The following is a 20280-nucleotide window of genomic DNA, read 5'->3' as shown; positions in this document are numbered from 1 at the left end:
ACACGCGTAAATCAATAAAATGAAAAGAAGTTAAAAATGAGAAAACTAGCTACTGTTATCATAGCAGTATTGATGACCTTAATCGCTTCACCTAGCTTTAATGCAGAAGCCGCAGAGCAATACACTCAGTGCGGGTATAAAAAATTTGCCGGTGCACCGTGGGCTTCAGATTACCTTTATAAAAAGTTCCCGGGCCATGTAACATGCCCAGCAGATATTGCTGTCACCGTTGGCTACTATAAACTCATCTCGCAGAGACATTATAATTAATCTCGGCTAATTCATTACAAGCACATTGTATTGAGCGCCACATAAAGTGCTGTGTGCTTTACAAATTTCGATTACCTGACCACGCCTCACCCTATTTTCATTCATACTGAACCCAGTGAATCGTGCACAAAGCACGCAATAAACTTGATAAAACAGGGACAATGTTGATGATTTAAAATAGTGCTTTACACTTATACACAGCGCTACATCATAATTTTGTTGAAGGTATTCTTATTCTTAAGTTAAAAGAACGCTTTGGTGCCTTGACCAAAGCACAGCCAATTCTCATTAATCGATATCCAACCTACGCTGCTTACTTACTTATCGTAACGGCTGCATTTTTGCTTTATTACCCAATTCATTACGCAATAAACAATAATTATGGGTTAGCAATCGCCGTTGTTATCGTGATTGTCGCCTTGCTTTTTACATCTGTAAGGCTGCTACAAGGGCGGCTCAGTGTATTAAAATGCCTCGTTTTGAGCGCAGTCTTAGGTAGTACACTCATATACTTTTCATTCCAATCCCCCATCATTGCTGTAATTTGGCTACCCGCTTTTTTAGTTGGGGTTTTTATGGTTTTTCCTTTCAAAATGGCCTGTTTCACAACTTCATGCTGCTGGGCTGTCATTACCTACCTCAACTTTATCAGTTTGCATATGGAAATTGCCTTGAGATCTGCCATGTCGTCAGGACTTGTTTTGCTCCTGACAGCCGTGATTGTAAGAACCTATAATGAAGCAATTCATGCCGCTGAAAGCGTCGCAACACAAGACCCACTAACTGGTGCACTTAACCGACGTACGCTGATAGAAAATATTGAACTCGAGTCAGAACGTGTCACCAGATATGGACAAACTTGCTCAATCATCATGATTGACTTAGATAACTTTAAAACATTAAACGATAAGCTGGGTCATGGTATTGGAGATGAAATGCTCGTTAACTTCGTTAAACTGATCAGCCAATATACACGTAAAAATGACAAGTTATTTCGACTCGGCGGGGATGAATTTATGCTTCTTATACCAGGTATGGATGCTCAAACAGCAAACAGCTTCATTGCACGTATCCAAAACTTGGTGCCGTCTCAATTGTCAGTGGAAAGTGTCGCGTTGGGAATGAGCTTTGGTGTCTGTGAGATTACAGCCAATACCGCGATTGAACAGCTATTAGAGAAAGCAGATCAAGCCCTCTATGAAAACAAAGCCCAGAGGAAATCTCAGCAAAAAGAAAATTAAGGCATTTTTTCTCGCGTTTATTTTTATTCATTAAGCCTTATGATTTCAAACTGGTTACGAGGCCAATTAAAAAGCCAGCCTGCTCCCTCTGATATGCAAAGCAAGTAACAGGTTTTGTCACTATTATCGCCCTAGACAAAGAAAAAGATATTACATTAACCTACCAGAAATACTGCTTGTGACACTCTAAATGATGGCTAAGCTGGCAGTATTTTTGACACTTTAACAATGCACTTTGGTACTCACTGTTGTAGACTGCCAAACACATCGGCCTCTTTGCTCAATTCTGATAATTGGCACTCACTAAACAAAAGAAAGCTTAAAACTCACTGCAATAACCGTGATTGTTTTATCAGACATATGAGTAAATCGAACACTGTGGATGAAATACTATCATGCTCGTTTAACTCCCCGTCCATTGACCCACTTTCAAAGCGTTAACGACATCATATTACGCAAACTCCCTTCCTCTTATTCTCAGTACTTTCTAATTCCCTTATCCATCGAATGTGATAATATAATCTTACTTTCAGAGGATTGCCATGTATCTGAATTAGCTTTACTAAAATTCAAATTGTAAATTGGCCTCAACGGTAACAATAAGCTCAAGATGTATCAGCTTACATATTTAAAAAAAGAGCTTATCACTCATTAATGGCCATATAAAAACACTCTTTAGGAAGTATATTTTTGTATCGACACATCATTTGCTTACTATGCGCGATAACAGCCTGTTTTGTGGCTTCACACAATGCTTCACCGCATAATGCGGTTTACAGCCTTAGTGCAGAAAAATACCAAACGGCTACGTGGCTCGATACATCAACACTCACCTTGCCCGAAGGCAGCCCAGTTCTTAAAAAATCTAATCAAATAGACTTAGACAAGCCTGATGCTATCTCGTGGACAGATCTAGGCCTCTTTGCCTTTCAATCATCTCCTTTTACTCAGGATTCATTGACTGCTTCTTTTGACACCGTCGAAAACACCACCAGCGCACCTCGTTGGACACAAATCAAACCCGCTCAATATGAACTTGATTCATTATCAGATATACGTCACTTTTCAACACGACAAGGGTTGCCAACTGGCGCGGTTTATAAAACAGTACAAGACAATGCCGGCATGTTATGGCTGGCGACCAATGGTGAAGGGCTCTGTCAGTACATTGGTGATCATTTCAGGTGTTTCAATGAAAGCCATGGCTTAAACAACAATCGAGTGTGGGATATTGAAACCTCAGCGTCAGGAAAATTAATACTCGCCACAGACAATGGACTTAATATTTTTGATGGGCAAAAGTTTCATACCTTAAAAATTGCCAGCAAATCATTTGCTGGCAAAGTAGACCATGTCGCAATCATTGATGAAACGCTCTTTTTCTCAAGCAATAATGCGTTATATCGATTTAAAGAGAATGCCCTTGAGCAAATCTCTCCTCGCATACCCTTTAAATTGATTAATGACTTAGAGGCAGACGGAGATACCCTATGGATTGCCACAAATTCCGGCCTATTTCAGTTATCTCGGAGAAAATTAGCGCAATTTCAATTTGAAAGTACTTGTTTGGGACCCACAAATGCAGTAACGAGCACACCGGAACATGTGTATTTTTCTCTTCGTTCAGGCGAAGTATGCCACCTCAATAAGTCAACACAGTCTACGGCAGTTTTGAGCGGGATAAATACACCGAATATCACAGCTATGTTTTTTGATAGCGAGCAAAATACGCTCTGGCTGGGTGACGACAGCCAAGGTGTTTTCAAGGTCAGTCATCAACGTGCACAAAATTTCAATAAGCAAAATGGACTGAGTGACAAGCACATACGTAATATCATGAAAGACTCTCAGGGCAATATCTGGATATCGACATACGGTGGAGGTGTGAATCGAATAAAAGAATCTGGATTTAAGTTGCTTACCAGACGCAGCGGTTTGCTTAATGAGCGTGTCAGTGCATTAGCCAACATTAATGAACAGTTGTGGTTAGGCCAATATGGTACCGGCGTGCAAATACTTGAAAACAATGAATGGCTTGAACCCATTGAGCCTATCTATAATCATTACATACACAGCATCGCTCAAGATCAGCAAGGTCGAGTTTGGTTGGGGAGTCGCCAAGGGATAACCGTTTTAGGCGAGCACAGCAGTATACATATTTGGCGTGAACAAGGACTATCGGCAGATATAATTCATCAAATCGTCCCCGTTCCCAACGGCTGCTTATATATGGCAACACACCAAGGGCTTTATCGTAGTTGCGACAATCAATTACAGCTACTAGAGGTGTCAAAGCGCCAATATATCATTGATGTCTTTATTGATCATACTGAGCGTGTATGGTTCGTCACCAACGGTGATGGTACGTTTTTTGTGGAAAATAACACCGTTTATAGATTTACTGAGTCAGGTGGATTGCCCAGTAATTGGGCATACAGCATAGAACAAGATGAAAACGGTACTGTGTTTTTGGGAACCAGAACAGGCGTTTTAGCCCTGAAAGCAACAGGCGAACAATGGGTCGGACGCCATATCAGCACTCAGGAAGGGCTCAGTAGTAATATAGTACTTGGACTTAAATACCAACAAGGGTATTTATGGATAGGCACAGAGCGAGGTAATAATCGGCTCCTCACAAAACAACTCTTCGATCCAGACAGTACACTCAAATTAGACGCTTTTGTTTACAATAATGGTTATTTGGCGGTAGATGCCACCCTCAACACAGCAGCCATGCTTGATGATATATTCTATTGGGGTTCAGGCAGCGGTCTAACTTACTTCAAGCCAGACTACTTAGAAATTGAGCCGAGTCTAAGCACGCAGTTACTCGAAATAGCTTCCTTAGATAAAGATGGGGAATACAAATACCCATCGACCGAGTCAAAAAATAACGCTACTCTGTTTTCACCAGACACGTTGCAAATTTTATTCAAGTTCACTCATAATGATTGGTCTTCTCCAGAAAGAGCCATGTATCAAACTCGCTTACTTGGCAGCAGTGAAATTTGGAGCGAGCCGTCCATCTCAAGCGAGATCACTTATAATCACTTATCTCCTGGCGAATATGAGTTTCAGGTCAGAGCCAGTTCGCAAGATAAGTTTGGTGACCCTGTGAGCTACTCCTTCCAATTGTTAGCGCCGTGGTGGCAAACCAAGTGGGCATATGCGTTGATGCTAGCCCTTTTACTCATGTTTATGTATCAAGCTATGAAGTGGCGATTTAAGATTTTAGCAACACAACAAAGAATCAAAGATCGTGCAGAGTTTTCCGAAGCGTTACTGGCACGGAAAAAGCAGCTACTTGCCGAAGTTTCTCATGAGATCCGCACCCCATTAAGTGTATTGAAAATGTCCATTGAAGGTTTGGAGTACAACTTATTAGACGACAGTGAAAAAACTTACGAGCTGCTACACAGACGGATTGGAGATATTAATCAGCTTGTTAGTGACATTGAACAACTGGCAGTGAGCGAACTAGAAGAACGAGCGCTAAACTGTAAAGATATGGCAGTTAAACCTTGGCTCACAGCTTGGTGTCAAGATGCTCAAACAAGGGTGGCACAGAGACCAAATGTACAGTTTAATTTCAATATAAAAGTGCCTATAACAACAAAGATCTATGCAGATATCGACCGCCTTACACAGGTACTCTCTAATTTGCTATCTAACAGTCTCCGATATAGCGCTCCCCCCGCAACGATAGAGTTAAACGCCTATTTAAAACTTGGACAGCTTGTGATCTCAATTCAAGACAGTGCGCCTGGCGTATCAAGCTCTGAGCTCATAACGATATTTCAGCGAATGTATCAAAGTGAAAAAAATAAATCTCTTTATAAAGGGGGGACTGGGCTTGGTCTCGCTATTTGCCAAGATTTAATCACCCGCCATGGAGGCAGTATTTCCGCCACACATAGTGAGCTGGGGGGCGTTAATATGACCATTACCTTGAGCACTTTAAACTCAAAATAACGACAACTCTACAATTCATACAAGCATCTCCGTGCTCGCTAATTATTCAATAATAAAGCGCCCCCTCTTGAGTTTCTAAAGCGAATACAAGACAATAGATTTAATTGATAATGGTTATCAATTGCAATACCAAAAAGGAGATAAATGGGTATGTCGATAAAAACTATCAAGAAGGGTAAATCAATTTGGTCACTGGCCTTTGCAGGCTATTGTGGTTTTTCAAATGTCGCAATGGCAACTCCGGCAGATCAGCAACTCAGTGCTGAAGAGCGAGCATGTATGTCACTTAGGTTTGATGACTTCTCTAAACTCGAGCGTGGAGAGGCCGCTACAAATGTCATTGAATCCAGTTTCGTAAAAGGATATACAATGAGTGCCACGGAGTCAGAGTGGGCATATAAACACAGCAGACTCATGGGTGCACCAATCCCTAAATCGCAAACGAGCTTACCTGATCATTGCCTTGTTCGCGGCTATGTTGCACCAACAATACGTTTTGAACTGCGTCTACCGAGCCGAGCACTTTGGAATCAAAAGTATTTGCTCAATGCCTGCATGGGCTTTTGTGGTGATGTTAGTCCATATCCGCCAATGGCGGGCATTGTGAGGCACTACGCCACAATGAGCCATGACGGAGGTCATACTGCATATGGGTTTGATGGCAAATGGGCACGAAACAATGAACAGCTCAAAATAGACTTTGCGTATCGCGCAAACCATGTCGTTGCCGTTGCCGCCAAAGCAATCATTGAAAAGTTTTACCACTCACAGCCTCAATATTCATTTATTACCGGCTGCTCCAAAGGTGGACACGCAGGTGTGATGGCCGCAAAACGATATCCCAATGACTTCGATGGTGTGATTGCCAGAGGCCCCACAGTAAATTACACCGATGTAAATCTTATTAACTGCATGGATAATGCACTTGCAGTGCTCAATGACAGAAATGAACCGATTTTATCTTCGAATGATATCCCAATGATTGCCAGTGCCGTGATGACCGCATGTGACCACAAAGATGGGGTAATAGACGGTGTCATAAACGATCCCAAACTCTGTGATTTTGACCCACAAACACTTGCCTGTGCAGCTGGGCAAGTCTCTGAGTGCTTGTCTGCCCAACAGGTCGACGCTGTAAAGGCCCTTTACGCTCCGTCTAAAAATGTCCATGGTGAAGTGATTTATGGCGGATTACCCTATGGCTCAGAGCCTGAATGGGTTGGCTGGGTAACACCACTACTTAAACAGTTAAAACCTTTTGCCTATTATGCCGCTACAGAGTATCTAAAGTATATCGCTTACCCAGAAGCCCTTGATGTGGACTATGATTGGCGAGATTTTTCTTACCAAGATGAAAAAGATAACTTACAAGAAGTGAGTCAACTGATCGATGCTGATGATCCTGATTTACGCGAGTTCAAAGAAAGTGGTGGTAAAATGATCGTGTTACATGGCTGGGCTGATGCTGCGATCCCCGCCTATGCGACAATTGATTGGTATGAAAATGTCGATGCTTTTATGCAGAGTCATGATCACGAAGTCAGAGACTTTGCGCGCCTCTTTTTACTACCCGGTGTTATCCACTGTGGTATAGATGGACCGGGCAATGCCACTTTCGATGCCATCAGCGCTTTGGAAGCTTGGATAATTGGTGGTGTTGCACCAGATAGCCTGCTAACGCAAAAGGAAAATACACAGGGCACTGTAGTAAGAGAGCAGCCAGTCTACCCTTACCCACTGCAAGCTGTTTATGATGGCAAAGGCAATCCTGCAAAAGCGTCGAGCTATAATCCAGGTTTTCTGACACCTTAATTTAAATAGGAGCATTGATACACCTGTATCCTTGCTCCTCAATTAATCTATTCAGTAAACATACTAAGACACAAAGTATTGAATGACTTTGGCTTCATTCACTTATCAAAAGCTTTGCTCAGTATTTACCTCACTCGACTTAGCGCGAAGCAGCTTAATAAATATAACCAACATGATTGCCGCAAATAAGTTGAAGCCAATATGCGTATGCTCATGGGTCAGCGCAATGTAAAATGAAATAGGGCTTTCGAATGACCAAGAAAAACCAGATGTCTCGATACGTATCACTTGTATTAAGAAATAAAGCAAACCAACCCATAATGCCCAACGTTGATTTTTAAGCGTGTATATACCTGATACAATAGGCAAAACCGAGACACCAAACAAGAAAACTAATAGTAAGTTCAGCTCCATAGCTTTAAAGAAGAAATACCCAGTCAGCCCCAACCCAACGACCCCAGATATAATCAATGCCCAACCTGCTATTTTTTGTATCATACTACGTCTCCATATTTATTTTCTGCCATTAAAACCATTCTCTCTGTTTGTTCTGGCTAGATGAATACACCTAGAAAAAGTTACCCTATGAGCGGAGCGCACACATATTATTAGCAATTACTAAATAATGCACGTTTTTTGTACTTGATATGGAGAGAAATTCAACATGACCTAATTCAGTCTTTCTGGAAGCTAAAGTTGCCCTATACGTGTTGATTTTTGATGCAATAACGGTGCTTGTAACTACGAGTAAACCTTGCAAATGCAATGGTACTGACAAGCTCAATACCATTAATTTTATTACATTAATATCAAAATTACTAAAGACAAGGCTTGTGATAGCGTTTATTCAATTAACTCACGCTCCAAAATTGCGATCATTTTTTCGGACTGCCCCATATTAGATGAGGCCGGTAAAACCATTTGCTTTAAGCGCCACCCGTTCTTACCCTCTTCATTCAACGCTTCGTCAATATCTGGTGTGCCCTGTTTAAAAATGCCAAATTTGAATGGCAGTTCTAATGTTTTATATTCATACTTTGTCATTATCCTTGGCTCCTCATAGTCTAACTCGCTAATATCCAACTCTAATGCTGATGCAATCGCTTTTTTTGATTGTAACGATGCTGTACCTTCTGATTCGATCCTTTGCACCGTTCTTAGATTAAGCCCAGAAGCAATGGCTAATTCATCTTGAGACCATGCTTTTTCTTGTCTTTCACTAAGCACTAATTCAGCATTTATTTTCATATTTTTTATGACCGTTAATTCTCTGAGGTTTTATTATCTAGTATAGGCTCATATGCTGTTACGCAAGTTTACCGGCTGTTTTACGACATTAATACGACAGCATTGCTTGTATTCATTTATATTCTAGACTCAACTCATTGAAAGTTATACTTATAATTATTCATCTACAAATTAATGACAATCAGAACTTTAGCTTGGACTGCCTCTGTGTTCTAGCGCAATGCAAGCTAAAAGGACTCAAATCCACTAGGGTTTCTTAAGAGCCGCACTTTCTTTCAGTAAGATATAGCTAAAAGCAATAAGTGGTATATTGGTCGTAACCGGATTAAATGCTTCAATTAACAATTGAGGCTGCAGCACACAAACTGCGATGAGCAAGCCTATTAAACCAAGTATATTGAGTACATTGATAACTTTACTCTTATAGAGAAAGAAAAACACCAAACCAAATAACACCTCGCCTACCCCAGCCGCACGAGTAATCATCATTGACATCTCTTCTGAAAAACCTGCGCTAGAAACCATCAGGCGTTCCAGTGGTGCAACGTGAACTAACTTCGGAAATATACCGTGGTATATAACATATCGAGCAATTTGAATGGTAGGCAAAGCGGCTCCTCAAGTAACACGGTGTAAAATTATTAATTCCAATAAATTTTTTATTTAACTGATATATAATAATGGGATTATATCAAATGAGATTAATTTCAAAACACGATAAAAAATATTTGTCATGAAAGTCGATACTCTTAAGACGAGTACCCCATATTGTGAAGACTCCAAAATCGCGTTTTTTCTTAGTTTTATTTCATTAAATAACCAAGCGGTAATGACATCACATGCAGCCTACGGAGCCTCTTCTAGCGCCTATCAATTGCATAAGAACTATATTCTTTTGGGTTTAAGGCCATTGCAAACCCTATCCCTCAGGTTTTATAGCTCGCCCATTTCTCATAAACAAGCTAAAGAAAAAAGTTAAAACATAGAAATTAATAAAACACATTTTATACTCGTTACTGTCATCAAGTATAACCTTGTTCTCCTCAGTAGCAGCCAAAACGAAGCCTACTATCCTGCGCCCTGCTCTCGATTCACTTAGGAGAAAATAAAGTATTTTGAGTAAAAAGCGCACTATCTAGTGCGCATTATCATAGTTAGAGATAAGTAGTTAGAGCTTACTTACATCTACCGTCAATGAAGTTAGATGGTCTTTAATTTTTGGATTAACTTTCGATGATTGCATTCCTCCCAAGTGCTTCGCAAAAAAGGCCTCCATCGCAATAATTGAAGCTAACTTATTATCTTGTGACCTAAAACCATGCCCTTCATCTTTCGCTAGGATATACTCAACAGCTCTGTCAGTTTCAAATAGCTTTTTAGCAATCGTATCTGATTGATATTGTGGGATCCTCGGGTCATTTGCACCTTGAATTAACATGATTGGTGTCTTTATTTTGTCAACATAATTAATGGGAGAGCGTGACTCCATATCTACTCTGTCCTCCTCAATTAAAGGATCTCCAACACCCGCAAAAACAGTGCCCATATAAGGTCTAAAATGCGCAGGGAAAGACTCAACCATCGCCGTAAGGCTAGAAGGCCCAACATATGAAATCACTGCACTGTATACATCGGGTGTAAAAGTCGCGCCAGCTAAAGCGGCATACCCACCGTAAGAAGCGCCCATGATCCCTACACGCTGTTTATCCGCAATACCCATTTCAACAAGGTAATTAACGCCATCGGTTAAGTCTTGCTGCATAGTGCCAGTACCCCAATTTTTATTACCTAGTTCGATAAACTGTTTGCCAAAACCTGTCGAGCTTCTAAAGTTTGGTTGTAAAACAGCATAACCACGGTTTGCAAAAAAGTGGGCGACAGGCACAAAGTAATTACTTGAATACCCCCATTCGTCTCGAGCCCATGGGCCTCCGTGTGGCAGGATAATCGTAGGCAAATTTTGCTTTATTTGTTTTGGTAAAGTTAGATATGCTTGGATTTGAACACCATCTGCGGCGGTATAAGTTATCGAACTTCTGTCCCCCAATAAATCGGGGTTAAAACTTGGTGCTTGGTTCAACAAATCAGTCAATGTGCCCGAGTTGGTGTTATACACAAACTTTTCGTCAGGCCTATCAGCATATGATACTTTGAGATACCACTGCCCTTTATCATGCTCAATCTTTTCGACTAACAAATCATAGTCGCCACTGAGCTGTGCTTCTATTTTTCGCATTGTTGTGGCAGTGCTATTGCTCAAAGTATAATTGCGCAATCGACCACCATAATACGAAACAATCATCGGCTTACCCACTTTATCAAATATTACCTGATATAAATCAGATTGATTTTCAGGGTCTTTATGTGCGGTTTTTAGTTTGTGAGTCGTTAAGTCTAGCTCCAATAATTCCTCTTTATCCCGGCCCTGAATACTGCCAGAAATAAAGGCCTTATTACTGTCACTATCGTAACTGATCACACTGACATTTTCGCCCACTTCAGATTGAAACACTTCTTTCCAACCATCACCAAAACGTTTGTATACTGTGACAGAGTTGTCGGAGTTTAATTTAGCGGCAACAGCAGCATAGCCGTCATCATCCAATTGGGCAGTAAAAAATGAAATATCATTATCTTGCATCAAGGTGATTGCTTGCGTGTTGATATCAATATGGAATAGGTCCAATTGGCTGCTATTGTGATTGGCCAATACCGCTATTTTATTAGAGTCATTCTTTACCTGCTCGACAAGCATGTAATCAACATCATCTCTGTGAGTTAATCGTTTAATAACAGGTGCTAACTTCGTCTGCTTTGGAGAAAAACGCAAAGTAAAAATTTGGTCGTTCTCATTTCCCTCAAAATCTTTGTTAAACAGTATTTCATTACTATTTGCCGACCAGACAAAACCGTCGACCCCGTCAGAAAAATCAGTGAGTGCAACTGCATTCTCTAATTGTTCGCCCTGACGTAATACAAAAATATTTTGACCGCCGTTATTCATTTGCATAAAGGCTACCCACTTTCCATCGTTTGATAGAGATACCTTATTGATCTGATCTTGGCTGAATAAACTTTCTAGCTCTACCAACTCTGTGACTTGCTGAGTTTGTATCGCCTTGGCGCTGTCCAGCGTATTGGTAAATTGGCACCCTGTTAATAAAATACTTGAGCCGATAGCGGCACTGATAACGACCGATTTAAATGCAGATAGGTTCTTATTCATTATTTGGTTCTCCATTTGATTCTCCTTGGTAACTTGAAAACATCATTACATGAAATAAAATTATTGTAAAACAATAATTTTTTGTTTTTTTTCAGAAATAAATTTATGTGTGATACAGTTCATCACAAGAAGCAGGGCTGAATACGGATTACTCATGTCACAAACAATAGAAAAAATTCAAAGAAAGAGCGGAACGATCCGCTTGGTTGTCATCGCCATAACGGCACTGGTTATTGTGTTCAATATTTACCAACTCGTGATCAACAACCAAATTAATTATTTTGATAACGCACTCTTCACTATCTTATGGACGTCTGATCAGGTAAACCAGTGGGTGCTACTTTTAGCAAGCGCACCCATACTGCTGTTTGTCGTCGCTGCCATTTATTGGGTTTGTAAGCTGTTGTCATTATTTGAAAAAGGGATGTTTTTCTCTCATCAGTGCTTTCGCTGTTTCATCAACTTTATCTTCCTTAAGATTGCATCGACTGTTTACTACATCGCACTGACATTAGGTGTAGGGTTTTGGCATAAGGCGATTTTTGGTGATGCTGAAGTGGTCTTAACCATCGACTTTGATGAGCTGATCACACTGGGTTTGCTGGCAATTGTTGCCTACTTGCTAAAAGCAGCAAAAGAGATCGAAGATGAAAACAAGGAGTTTATCTAGCTATGGAGATCATCGTTAACCTTGATGTTGTAATGGCTATGCGAAAAGTGTCATCTAAAGAGCTCGCGAAAGCAATCGGTATTACAGAAGCGAACTTATCTCTGCTTAAAAGGGGCAAGGTAAAGGGCGTACGTTTCGAAACCCTAGCACAAATTTGTAATTACTTAGAGTGTCAACCAGGGGACATTTTGGCTTTCAAAAATGAAGATTAGCCTAGCGAATTGACAATATCATGGGTTTGTAATGCACTCAGGGACATAATGATAATTTGGCCGTAATAACATATCAAAATGATATGAGAGTCAGAACATGCTTGTTATGAACATGTACAAAGTCTCACATGGCGATTGGCGCTAAAGCGCTATGAGCAATTTAAAGGGTATGTTTACCATACACTCACAATCATGTACTCTTTGAAGCGCAACAAACAGCAAGCTCAAAGGATAAGAAGGGCAAGTTTGTTACGCACTCTCTTAGGCTAATCGTCTTCTTATGTGCTCATTTTACGAACTCATCATTCATAAATGTCAGAACGGCTCCTCAAGTATTTTTATAAAAAAACTTACAACAAGCCACCCTCAATTAAGCACCAATTACGTAATTCTGTACCTAAAATAACGCTAGTACTCTACATACCATGCTGTTGCTGATATTGATATAACCCAGACAGCGCATTAAATAGACCTGCAGCCATAGTAAAATCATGAGGATCATCATTAAACTCATTTAGCCTAAGCTCTAAATCAAGATTGCGATTCCTCTGTATTGTTTGTGAGAGTGAGTCATATACTTCGCGCATTTCTCCACCTTCACTACCGATGTTCATATACAAGTAATTTTTAATAGGTTGCTTAGAAGTAATGTACTTCTGTGTTGCTTTAGCTGTTTCTCTTGCCCCCCACCATACGGCAGGGCTAAAGGCTAAATGGCCTTGGAAAAGCTGTGGTCTAGATTGAAAACTGTGAATAACTAATAAACCAGCAATTGAGTGACCTGCTACAACATTAAAGCGGTTTGTACGATAAGTCTTATTAACCTGTGGAATGAGCTCCTTTTCAATAAAGTCTAAGAATTTATCACCGCCCCCACCTGCTCCCACAGGCCCTCTGGGATCTTTATTGATGGTTGGAGCGAAATCCCTAAGACGATCACGACTCGTAATACCTACAATAATGTGTTCATTCGCTCCGTTAGATAGATTCAACCTAGTTAGCATACCTTCAACTAACTCACCATTAAGTTCACCATCAAGTAGGTACAATACTGGGTATGCCTTTGTTGTGTCAGCTGCGTAAGATGAAGGGAGTGCAATAGTAATAGTTGGGAGCTCAGTTAAAAATTGCGATTTAGGTAACTCTAGGGCTTTAAAGCTAGATGCATCAACAGTAGTTGAGATAAGAATAAGCAGTGCCGAGATAATAATTTTCAAAATATAAAACTCCTTTATCGCTATTATTAGTGAAGCTAATTTTATTAAAACCAGCTGATATTAGACCTTAACTCAATACTTTTATACAAATTTTATTACACAAGAGGCATAAGCTATTAAATTACTATATTCATCACAAAATATAATGAACGAACAGCTCATCAATGTCTATCAAATTACGTTTTCTCAGAGTGATCATACATCAGCATAACCTAAACCTGCGACAGATGAGTAAGTCTTTTGTGCCCTATACAAGCAGGGTTACTTAGGTGATAGCACATTTTACTGTTTTAAAATTAAAAGAGACTTCATGTAAAGCACACATTATTTTAGCCTATTTACTCCTTACGAATTAATGACTACCTCAGTTAAATAATGAAAAGTAATACAGTGATAGAAAGAATATAAGAGCGAAGCTCCAAGTCTAAGGTGCGTCATAACGCACCATTATTCAGAACGTAATAAATGCAATATGAAAGACTGCGTATCGAGAAGCCACCTCGCCAAAAACCGGTTAAAATAGACAGATAATGACTAGAATGATGCACTTGAAAAAGTGAATAACCAGCCTCAACAATACGCCAAGCTCGCCCTGAGCTTCAAAATGTTCAACTGAACCATTATCAATCCTAACTTGCTTTCGAACCTCAATACTCGATAATTGACAGTTCGTGGTTTTTAGAAACTGTGCAGATACTACCAGGTTTTATTAGGTTACCCAGCTCTATAACCTAGTGATAAATCACCTAACCATGAATAACCCCTCACTTCCATACCAATTTACGCAATATTCGAAATAAAAAATTATATTCACTTTCAATTCAGATAATTAATAAATTTATTATCTCACACAAAATAAAAATTAAATTAATTTATTAATACAACTTCATTGATTAACAAATCACTTGGGTGTAATTTTTAATTCGCCATCGGCAGTAAGGTGGCTTTACAAAGATTGATTAAGACCAATTAACCCAAAGTTAGAGTAGATCATTTATGAAAGTTAAAAGAGAAAAAATTAAAGAGTTAACACAACAGCAGGCAAAGTCAATAGTTGGCGGCACTGGTGGAAACGGTGGTGGTCTAGAGCCCCCTCAGTTTGGTGACAGTTAGTTAACTCTACATAAAATCATGGTCAAATTGAAATATTCAATTCACCATATCTATCGATAAAGGGACAACCTTTATTACTGATACATCATTTAAATAGGATTTTATTTATGAAAAATAAAAATGAAAAACTTAAAGAATTAACACAGCAACAAGCTAAGTCAATAGTTGGCGGAAATGGCGGTGGCCAAGAGCCACCTCAATTTGGCGACAGTTAATCTCCATTAATTCTAGAAAATAATATTACTATTTTTTATCAAAAGTGTAGCTAGGATTAAATTTATAAAAATCAAATTTTATTAAAGGAATAAGTATATGAACAATAAAACACTAAAAGAATTAACACCGCAACAAGCTAAGTCAATAGTTGGCGGAAATGGCGGTGGCCAAGAGCCTCCTCAATTTGGCGACAGTTAATATCTATTAGATCTAGAAAATAATATTACTACTTTTTATCAAAAGAGTAGCTAGGATTAAATTTATAAAAATCAAAGTTTATTAAAGGAATAAGTATATGAACAATAAAACACTAAAAGAATTAACACCGCAACAAGCTAAGTCAATAGTTGGCGGAAATGGCGGTGGCCAAGAGCCTCCTCAATTTGGCGACAGTTAATCTCTATTAGATCTAGAAAATAATATTACTACTTTTTATCAAAAGAGTAGCTAGGATTAAATTTATAAAAATCAAAGTTTATTAAAGGAATAAGTATATGAACAATAAAACACTAAAAGAATTAACACCGCAACAAGCTAAGTCAATAGTTGGCGGAAATGGCGGTGGCCAAGAGCCTCCTCAATTTGGCGACAGTTAATCTCTATTAGATCTAGAAAATAATATTACTACTTTTTATCAAAAGAGTAGCTAAGATTACATTTATAAAAATCAAGGTTTATTAAAGGAATAAGTATATGAACAATAAAACACAGAAAGAGTTAACACAGCAGCAAGCTAAATTAATAGTTGGTGGGACCGGCGGTTTAGGTGGTGGTCAAGAGCCTCCTCAATTAGGCGATAAGTAACGCTGATATTTATACGAAACTTGTCTGGTCTTACACTAAAGCGCTGTTCTATTGCAAAAGTTCAGAGGAAAGTCTCTAGTGTGTTAGAAGTCTTACCAAGTTGAAATGATGCTGGAATTGGCACTAAACTCCCAATTCCAGTATTTTTGTCGTTACGCTTACAATGAGTAATAAAGCGTAAACTAGCTTTAATCAACCCATTTATTGCGAGTTAGGCCGAACTTTAAATCGCCAACATGAGACTTTTTAAGACCGGATTATGCGCTATGTTTTTTGGGCCAGCAGTCCGTACAAAGCCGAATCAGAAATTATACCGTTGATTTCCCAGCGCTCCCTTAACAAACCTTCTTTTTCAAAGCCTAATCGTTCTAGAGCTCTAGCCGAGGCAATATTATCGGGATCTATTTCGGCTTCAAGGCGACGTATTCGTAAGTCACTAAAAGCAAAATCAATCACAGCTGAAGCGGCCTCAAACACAATGCCTTTCCCCCAAAAGTCACTACTAATACCAAACCCCAACTCAGCACGCCTTGACTCCTTATCATAGTTAAACAACATGACCTTGCCTAACAACAACTCATTCTCTTTTGAGTATACGCCTAGAGTCAGTGCTGACTCAGTTTCCATGTTATCAGCGCTGGAGGATATAAAAAGAAGCGCTTGCTCAATCGAGCTCCAAGCATCCGTATTCCAGTACTTCATTACTTTTGGATCTGAGAAAATATTAAATAAGCCAGCAGCATCCTTTTCAGTCATTACTTTTAATGTTAAACGATCTGTATTTATTCTTGTTTGCAGCATATCCCTACCTTTCCCCTCTCTCAAACTTAATTTACTTAAAAACATAAAGTTGTGGTAAAACTATAATCCTATTTTGACTCCACATTTGAAACAACGGCTCGCTTTTTAACAACTATTGCTGAATGTTTTCTTTCCTGTATTGATAATATGACTCCAACGCTAGTGGCACAGAAATATATGGGTTTTCTTCATGGCCAGCACCGTCATTATAATTATGCTCAGACACTAAGTTTTTTGGTCCATGTGTTTGTATTGCTTTGAGTAACTGATTAAACGAACCGGTGATAATTTCATTTTCAGCACCGCCTATGCTCAAATATAAAAATTTTGGATCCCCTGAAACGTTGTGAAGTCCTTTTTCAAATTCAGTGACAACCACAGAATTGTCGTACCATGCAGCTGGGCTAAAAGCAAAATAACCAGAAAATAAACTAGGCTTGGTCACCATTGAATACAAAACAAAACTGCCCCCTGCAGAAAACCCGGTCAGCACTCTATTGTCATTAACTTTATAGCGCTGTTCGATGAATGGAATAACTTCTGTTTCAATAAATTCTAGGAATAAATCAGCTCTGCCAAATATTTCTGGTGCGTTGTCTTCTGGCGGTCGCGCATCAATTGCGACCTCTTTTCTGGCATATGGAGGAACAAGGTCTCTATTTCTGGTATCTGGCCAAAATAAATTGGGGATCGCGGCTATTATCGAGTCTTCGGCTTTGGCTTCTTGAGCAAGTTGTGAAATTGACTCATCCCAGCGGCTTAAATTAAAATTTCCGTCAGACTTAATGATAAGTGGATAGGACAGCGTACTATCATAATTTTTTGGAAGTCGAATAAAAACCTTTCTTCCTTCACCTAACACGTGCGAGTAAAAGTTATGGTCAATAAATTCAGAAGTATACATTTCTTTGTAACGACAGTAGAGATACGAAGTTGACAATATAAAAATCAGTACAATTATTAAACTTATTAACGCTCTTCTAGATCTTATCAAAACCACACCTTATGCTTGATATTAAATTGGAGGTATAACGAGAAGCTTGCCCAAAAATCTATATTATTTTTCGGAAATAATACTCTCAATTATAATAGGATAAGATATAGCTAGAGATCACATCGTATTTTTAACATGAACTGTTGCAGTATTCTTCCCACAAGTTCAGGTGACTCTTGATGAGCAGCATGCTCTGTAAATGGAACATTTGCAAAATCAGCGCCCGCCACTTTTCTCTGTAAAGCAACGGCCTCATCTAACGAGAATAAGAAATCATGATCTCCACGCATGATAAGTGTGGGGCATTGGATCTGAACTACCGCGTTATTTGGGTAACCAGACTCACTTGTATCTAGCCAAACCGTTTTTACTGCATCAACCAATTTATGAAAGTGTGGTGTTGGATTTGATAATTGATAATAAGCTACATCATCTGCAAACTTCTCCAACCAAAACTCTGCTGTTAAGCCTTTTAAAACCGGTATTGAAGGGTCCTCAGGTTCTAAACGCCACTGAGATCCAAGCGTTATAAGGCAGCTTACTTTTTCAGGAGATTGAGCTGCAATTCGATAGGCTACAATACCTCCATCGCTAAACCCAAACAATGAAAATTGTGATATTCCCAAAAAAGATAATATGGATAGCACATCATTTTGATATTGCTCATAACTCAGCTTGGTACTACCCAAGGTTGATTTACCATGACCTCTAAAATCAATACAAATTAAGCAGTATTCATCATCGAGATATTTATGTACTGGCGTCAGGTCTTCCATCGAGCCCAGCCCCCCGTGCAACAACACCAGTGGCTTACCTTTTAAGTTACCTGACATTTGATAGTAAATAGATGCATCATCGATTTTGATATAACCACTGGTGCTCATTCATTTCCCCTACACCTTCAGCTGAGTGCCTTTTGATAGATCCTTTTGACTTTACTTTGGAGCTCAGTAATAACTGACAATAATTCCTTACTAGATATTTTGAGAATTAATATTCAGTATACTATTTTACCTCTAACTTTCAGAAAAAATAAGAAAAAGCATGAAAATTTAACACCTCATTACATGATAATAGCTCATTAATACTATAACGTAATACTGCTTAAAAAAGAGAACCATCTTTGTATAGGTATACACTTAAAACTGAGAAAATTGAGGTAGATCAAAGTCACACTTAGCTGCAAAAAATGTCCCTTAGCCCCAAATCATGCTAAGTGCTCACTGCAAACAGATACAAATATAAAGAAATTAAAATATAATACACATCAAGAAAATTATATAAAGACATAAATTAAAAAAGCCACCTAAAATAACCCAAGTTAAATAGAGGCAGCTTTATTGATAAAAATTTATAGCTCTAGACTAAGTAACGCTATAAAAATTCACTTTAATCAATATTAACTTTCTTAATATTAATAGAAACATCACCTTTACTAGTTGCATCATTGCCAATCAAAAATAATTCGATCTCACCTTGAGTTTCGATATATTCAGATGAATAATCATTAACAGATCTAATTTCCTTTTGACCTTGATTATTCACATAACTTAAACCGACAGAGCGATATTTATCACCTTTATCATTATAAGTCATATTATTTTCAATAATACTTACTGAGTAGGTTATATTTGGCTCAACTGCATGAGTCAAAACTTCACCTGTGTGTGTTCCCAACGCATTTAATTGAGCATTCAAAGTAATCAAATCACCTTTGATTTTTGAAACACCGCTTACTTGAATCCGTACATCACTGATGGTTACACGTGGGTCAGTTGTAAATGGTGTAAATGCGATTTTTCCCTCTCTAATGAAGCTTTTAGCAAACCCTTCACTTTCATTGAAACACTGAGAGAAAGTAGGCCTTGCTAAGCTACCTGAGCTTGTGCTTGCGCGGTTATCACCTCTGAATGTTTCACTGTATACAAAGTATTTATACATTGATACACCGGCCATACCTGGTGTAGAGCCTGCACCCGAATACGCAGTATCCACTTCAAAACATACCGATTCAACAGAATTAAAATGTTTAGAAATATCTACATATGCTTTAGAAAACTCAGATAAATAACCAAGTTTTTTATTCGCATCATCCAGACCACTTTTATCAGATTCAGAATAGCTTAATGGAAAAGGTGATTTAACAACAGGAGTTAAATTATATGTAGAAATTGAAGCTTGAGCTGAAACAGAAAAAATGAATGCAGAAGTGAAAATTGCTTTATTAAGCATGTGTCGTCCTTTTTAATATATAAAAGCATAGCCCCTCTATGCTGGGGACGGATTATATATATTAAAAATATCATGTCAAATAAAAAATCACTGAAAGAATAAAATAAAATCCAGAAATACCTTTTCAAATAAAAACCAACCTCTTAGTACTTAATAAAAACTACGCAAAATAGATTTTCAAACCACATTCTTTACGTTTTATTATATAATTTACAACTCACTAAGCAGCTCCTATTTAAGGGTGCCAAAAAA

Annotated in this window: 16 protein-coding genes; 6 read left to right on the top strand and 10 right to left on the bottom strand. The window is 38.7% G+C overall.

The genetic code is table 11. From position 1 onward, the window contains the following. The first annotated feature begins 36 nt into the window (after nt 1-36). Complete coding sequence (locus S4054249_RS21270; protein WP_046357385.1) at nt 37-270, top strand: hypothetical protein; 234 nt, start codon at nt 37-39, stop codon at nt 268-270. Between the two features lie 379 nt (nt 271-649). Here S4054249_RS21270 and S4054249_RS26715 read toward each other — a convergent pair whose 3' ends face one another. Further along, on the bottom strand, nt 650-901 hold the full coding sequence (locus S4054249_RS26715; RefSeq protein WP_046357384.1) for a hypothetical protein: 252 nt from the start codon (nt 899-901) through the stop codon (nt 650-652). A gap of 28 nt (nt 902-929) precedes the next feature. Here S4054249_RS26715 and S4054249_RS26710 point away from each other — a divergent pair, with 28 nt between their 5' ends. From S4054249_RS26710 to S4054249_RS21250, 3 genes are all read left to right on the top strand, one after another. After that, nucleotides 930-1511: a GGDEF domain-containing protein gene (locus S4054249_RS26710; protein WP_235611281.1), complete on the top strand. Its 582-nt coding sequence runs from the start codon at nt 930-932 to the stop codon at nt 1509-1511. Between the two features lie 738 nt (nt 1512-2249). Next, nucleotides 2250-5483, top strand: coding sequence for a sensor histidine kinase (locus tag S4054249_RS21255; RefSeq protein WP_145925107.1), 3234 nt, complete (start codon nt 2250-2252; stop codon nt 5481-5483). A 150-nt stretch (nt 5484-5633) separates the two neighbouring features. Then, nucleotides 5634-7295: a tannase/feruloyl esterase family alpha/beta hydrolase gene (locus S4054249_RS21250; RefSeq protein ID WP_230851929.1), complete on the top strand. Its 1662-nt coding sequence runs from the start codon at nt 5634-5636 to the stop codon at nt 7293-7295. 105 nt (nt 7296-7400) lie between these two features. Here S4054249_RS21250 and S4054249_RS21245 read toward each other — a convergent pair whose 3' ends face one another. From S4054249_RS21245 to S4054249_RS21225, 4 genes are all read right to left on the bottom strand, one after another. Next, nucleotides 7401-7793 (bottom strand): hypothetical protein, encoded by a 393-nt coding sequence (locus S4054249_RS21245; protein WP_046357381.1) that lies wholly within the window; start codon nt 7791-7793, stop codon nt 7401-7403. Between the two features lie 345 nt (nt 7794-8138). Next, the gene (locus S4054249_RS26830) at nt 8139-8543 is read right to left on the bottom strand and encodes a DUF4177 domain-containing protein (RefSeq protein ID WP_046357380.1); all 405 of its coding nucleotides are present in this window, start codon (nt 8541-8543) and stop codon (nt 8139-8141) included. Nucleotides 8544-8789: 246 nt separating this feature from the next. Further along, the gene (locus tag S4054249_RS21235) at nt 8790-9152 is read right to left on the bottom strand and encodes a DoxX-like family protein (RefSeq protein ID WP_046357379.1); all 363 of its coding nucleotides are present in this window, start codon (nt 9150-9152) and stop codon (nt 8790-8792) included. 559 nt (nt 9153-9711) lie between these two features. Further along, nucleotides 9712-11784, bottom strand: a complete 2073-nt coding sequence (locus S4054249_RS21225) for a S9 family peptidase (protein ID WP_052961063.1) — start codon at nt 11782-11784, stop codon at nt 9712-9714. 139 nt (nt 11785-11923) lie between these two features. On the opposite strand from S4054249_RS21225, the gene S4054249_RS21220 reads away from it, so the two are divergent. Further along, a complete protein-coding gene (locus S4054249_RS21220) occupies nt 11924-12439 on the top strand; it encodes a DUF2975 domain-containing protein (RefSeq protein ID WP_046357377.1) in 516 nt (171 codons plus the stop codon). A 2-nt stretch (nt 12440-12441) separates the two neighbouring features. Further along, on the top strand, nt 12442-12651 hold the full coding sequence (locus S4054249_RS21215) for a helix-turn-helix domain-containing protein (protein ID WP_046357376.1): 210 nt from the start codon (nt 12442-12444) through the stop codon (nt 12649-12651). A 416-nt stretch (nt 12652-13067) separates the two neighbouring features. On the opposite strand, the gene S4054249_RS21210 is transcribed toward S4054249_RS21215, so the two are convergent. The 5 genes from S4054249_RS21210 to S4054249_RS21190 all read right to left on the bottom strand — a co-directional run bounded on the left by S4054249_RS21210 (nt 13068) and on the right by S4054249_RS21190 (nt 20028). Next, the gene (locus S4054249_RS21210; RefSeq protein WP_230851928.1) at nt 13068-13868 is read right to left on the bottom strand and encodes an alpha/beta hydrolase; all 801 of its coding nucleotides are present in this window, start codon (nt 13866-13868) and stop codon (nt 13068-13070) included. Nucleotides 13869-16265: 2397 nt separating this feature from the next. Continuing rightward, entirely contained in the window at nt 16266-16802 is a 537-nt protein-coding gene (locus S4054249_RS21205) for a GNAT family N-acetyltransferase (protein ID WP_046358508.1), read from the bottom strand. Between the two features lie 112 nt (nt 16803-16914). Beyond that, on the bottom strand, nt 16915-17706 hold the full coding sequence (locus tag S4054249_RS21200; protein WP_187301409.1) for an alpha/beta hydrolase: 792 nt from the start codon (nt 17704-17706) through the stop codon (nt 16915-16917). A gap of 200 nt (nt 17707-17906) precedes the next feature. Then, on the bottom strand, nt 17907-18680 hold the full coding sequence (locus tag S4054249_RS21195; RefSeq protein ID WP_046358510.1) for an alpha/beta fold hydrolase: 774 nt from the start codon (nt 18678-18680) through the stop codon (nt 17907-17909). A gap of 505 nt (nt 18681-19185) precedes the next feature. Then, a complete protein-coding gene (locus tag S4054249_RS21190; RefSeq protein ID WP_046358511.1) occupies nt 19186-20028 on the bottom strand; it encodes a hypothetical protein in 843 nt (280 codons plus the stop codon). Nucleotides 20029-20280: the final 252 nt, after the last annotated feature.

It is taken from the genome of Pseudoalteromonas luteoviolacea (genome assembly GCF_001750165.1).
Lineage (GTDB): Bacteria > Pseudomonadota > Gammaproteobacteria > Enterobacterales > Alteromonadaceae > Pseudoalteromonas > Pseudoalteromonas luteoviolacea_G.
The sequence above is the reverse complement of the archived record's forward strand: the minus strand, read 5'-3'. Positions and strand labels throughout refer to the sequence as shown.

Coding starts and splice junctions, on each gene's coding strand:
- S4054249_RS21190 (WP_046358511.1), bottom strand. CDS start 20,028: ATGCTTAATAAAGCAATTTTCACTTCTGCATTCATTTTTTCTGTTTCA.
- S4054249_RS26830 (WP_046357380.1), bottom strand. CDS start 8,543: ATGAAAATAAATGCTGAATTAGTGCTTAGTGAAAGACAAGAAAAAGCA.
- S4054249_RS21270 (WP_046357385.1), top strand. CDS start 37: ATGAGAAAACTAGCTACTGTTATCATAGCAGTATTGATGACCTTAATC.
- S4054249_RS21200 (WP_187301409.1), bottom strand. CDS start 17,706: ATGTATACTTCTGAATTTATTGACCATAACTTTTACTCGCACGTGTTA.
- S4054249_RS21195 (WP_046358510.1), bottom strand. CDS start 18,680: ATGAGCACCAGTGGTTATATCAAAATCGATGATGCATCTATTTACTAT.
- S4054249_RS21215 (WP_046357376.1), top strand. CDS start 12,442: ATGGAGATCATCGTTAACCTTGATGTTGTAATGGCTATGCGAAAAGTG.
- S4054249_RS26715 (WP_046357384.1), bottom strand. CDS start 901: ATGACAGCCCAGCAGCATGAAGTTGTGAAACAGGCCATTTTGAAAGGA.
- S4054249_RS21250 (WP_230851929.1), top strand. CDS start 5,634: ATGTCGATAAAAACTATCAAGAAGGGTAAATCAATTTGGTCACTGGCC.
- S4054249_RS21220 (WP_046357377.1), top strand. CDS start 11,924: ATGTCACAAACAATAGAAAAAATTCAAAGAAAGAGCGGAACGATCCGC.
- S4054249_RS26710 (WP_235611281.1), top strand. CDS start 930: ATGGAAATTGCCTTGAGATCTGCCATGTCGTCAGGACTTGTTTTGCTC.
- S4054249_RS21225 (WP_052961063.1), bottom strand. CDS start 11,784: ATGGAGAACCAAATAATGAATAAGAACCTATCTGCATTTAAATCGGTC.
- S4054249_RS21205 (WP_046358508.1), bottom strand. CDS start 16,802: ATGCTGCAAACAAGAATAAATACAGATCGTTTAACATTAAAAGTAATG.
- S4054249_RS21245 (WP_046357381.1), bottom strand. CDS start 7,793: ATGATACAAAAAATAGCAGGTTGGGCATTGATTATATCTGGGGTCGTT.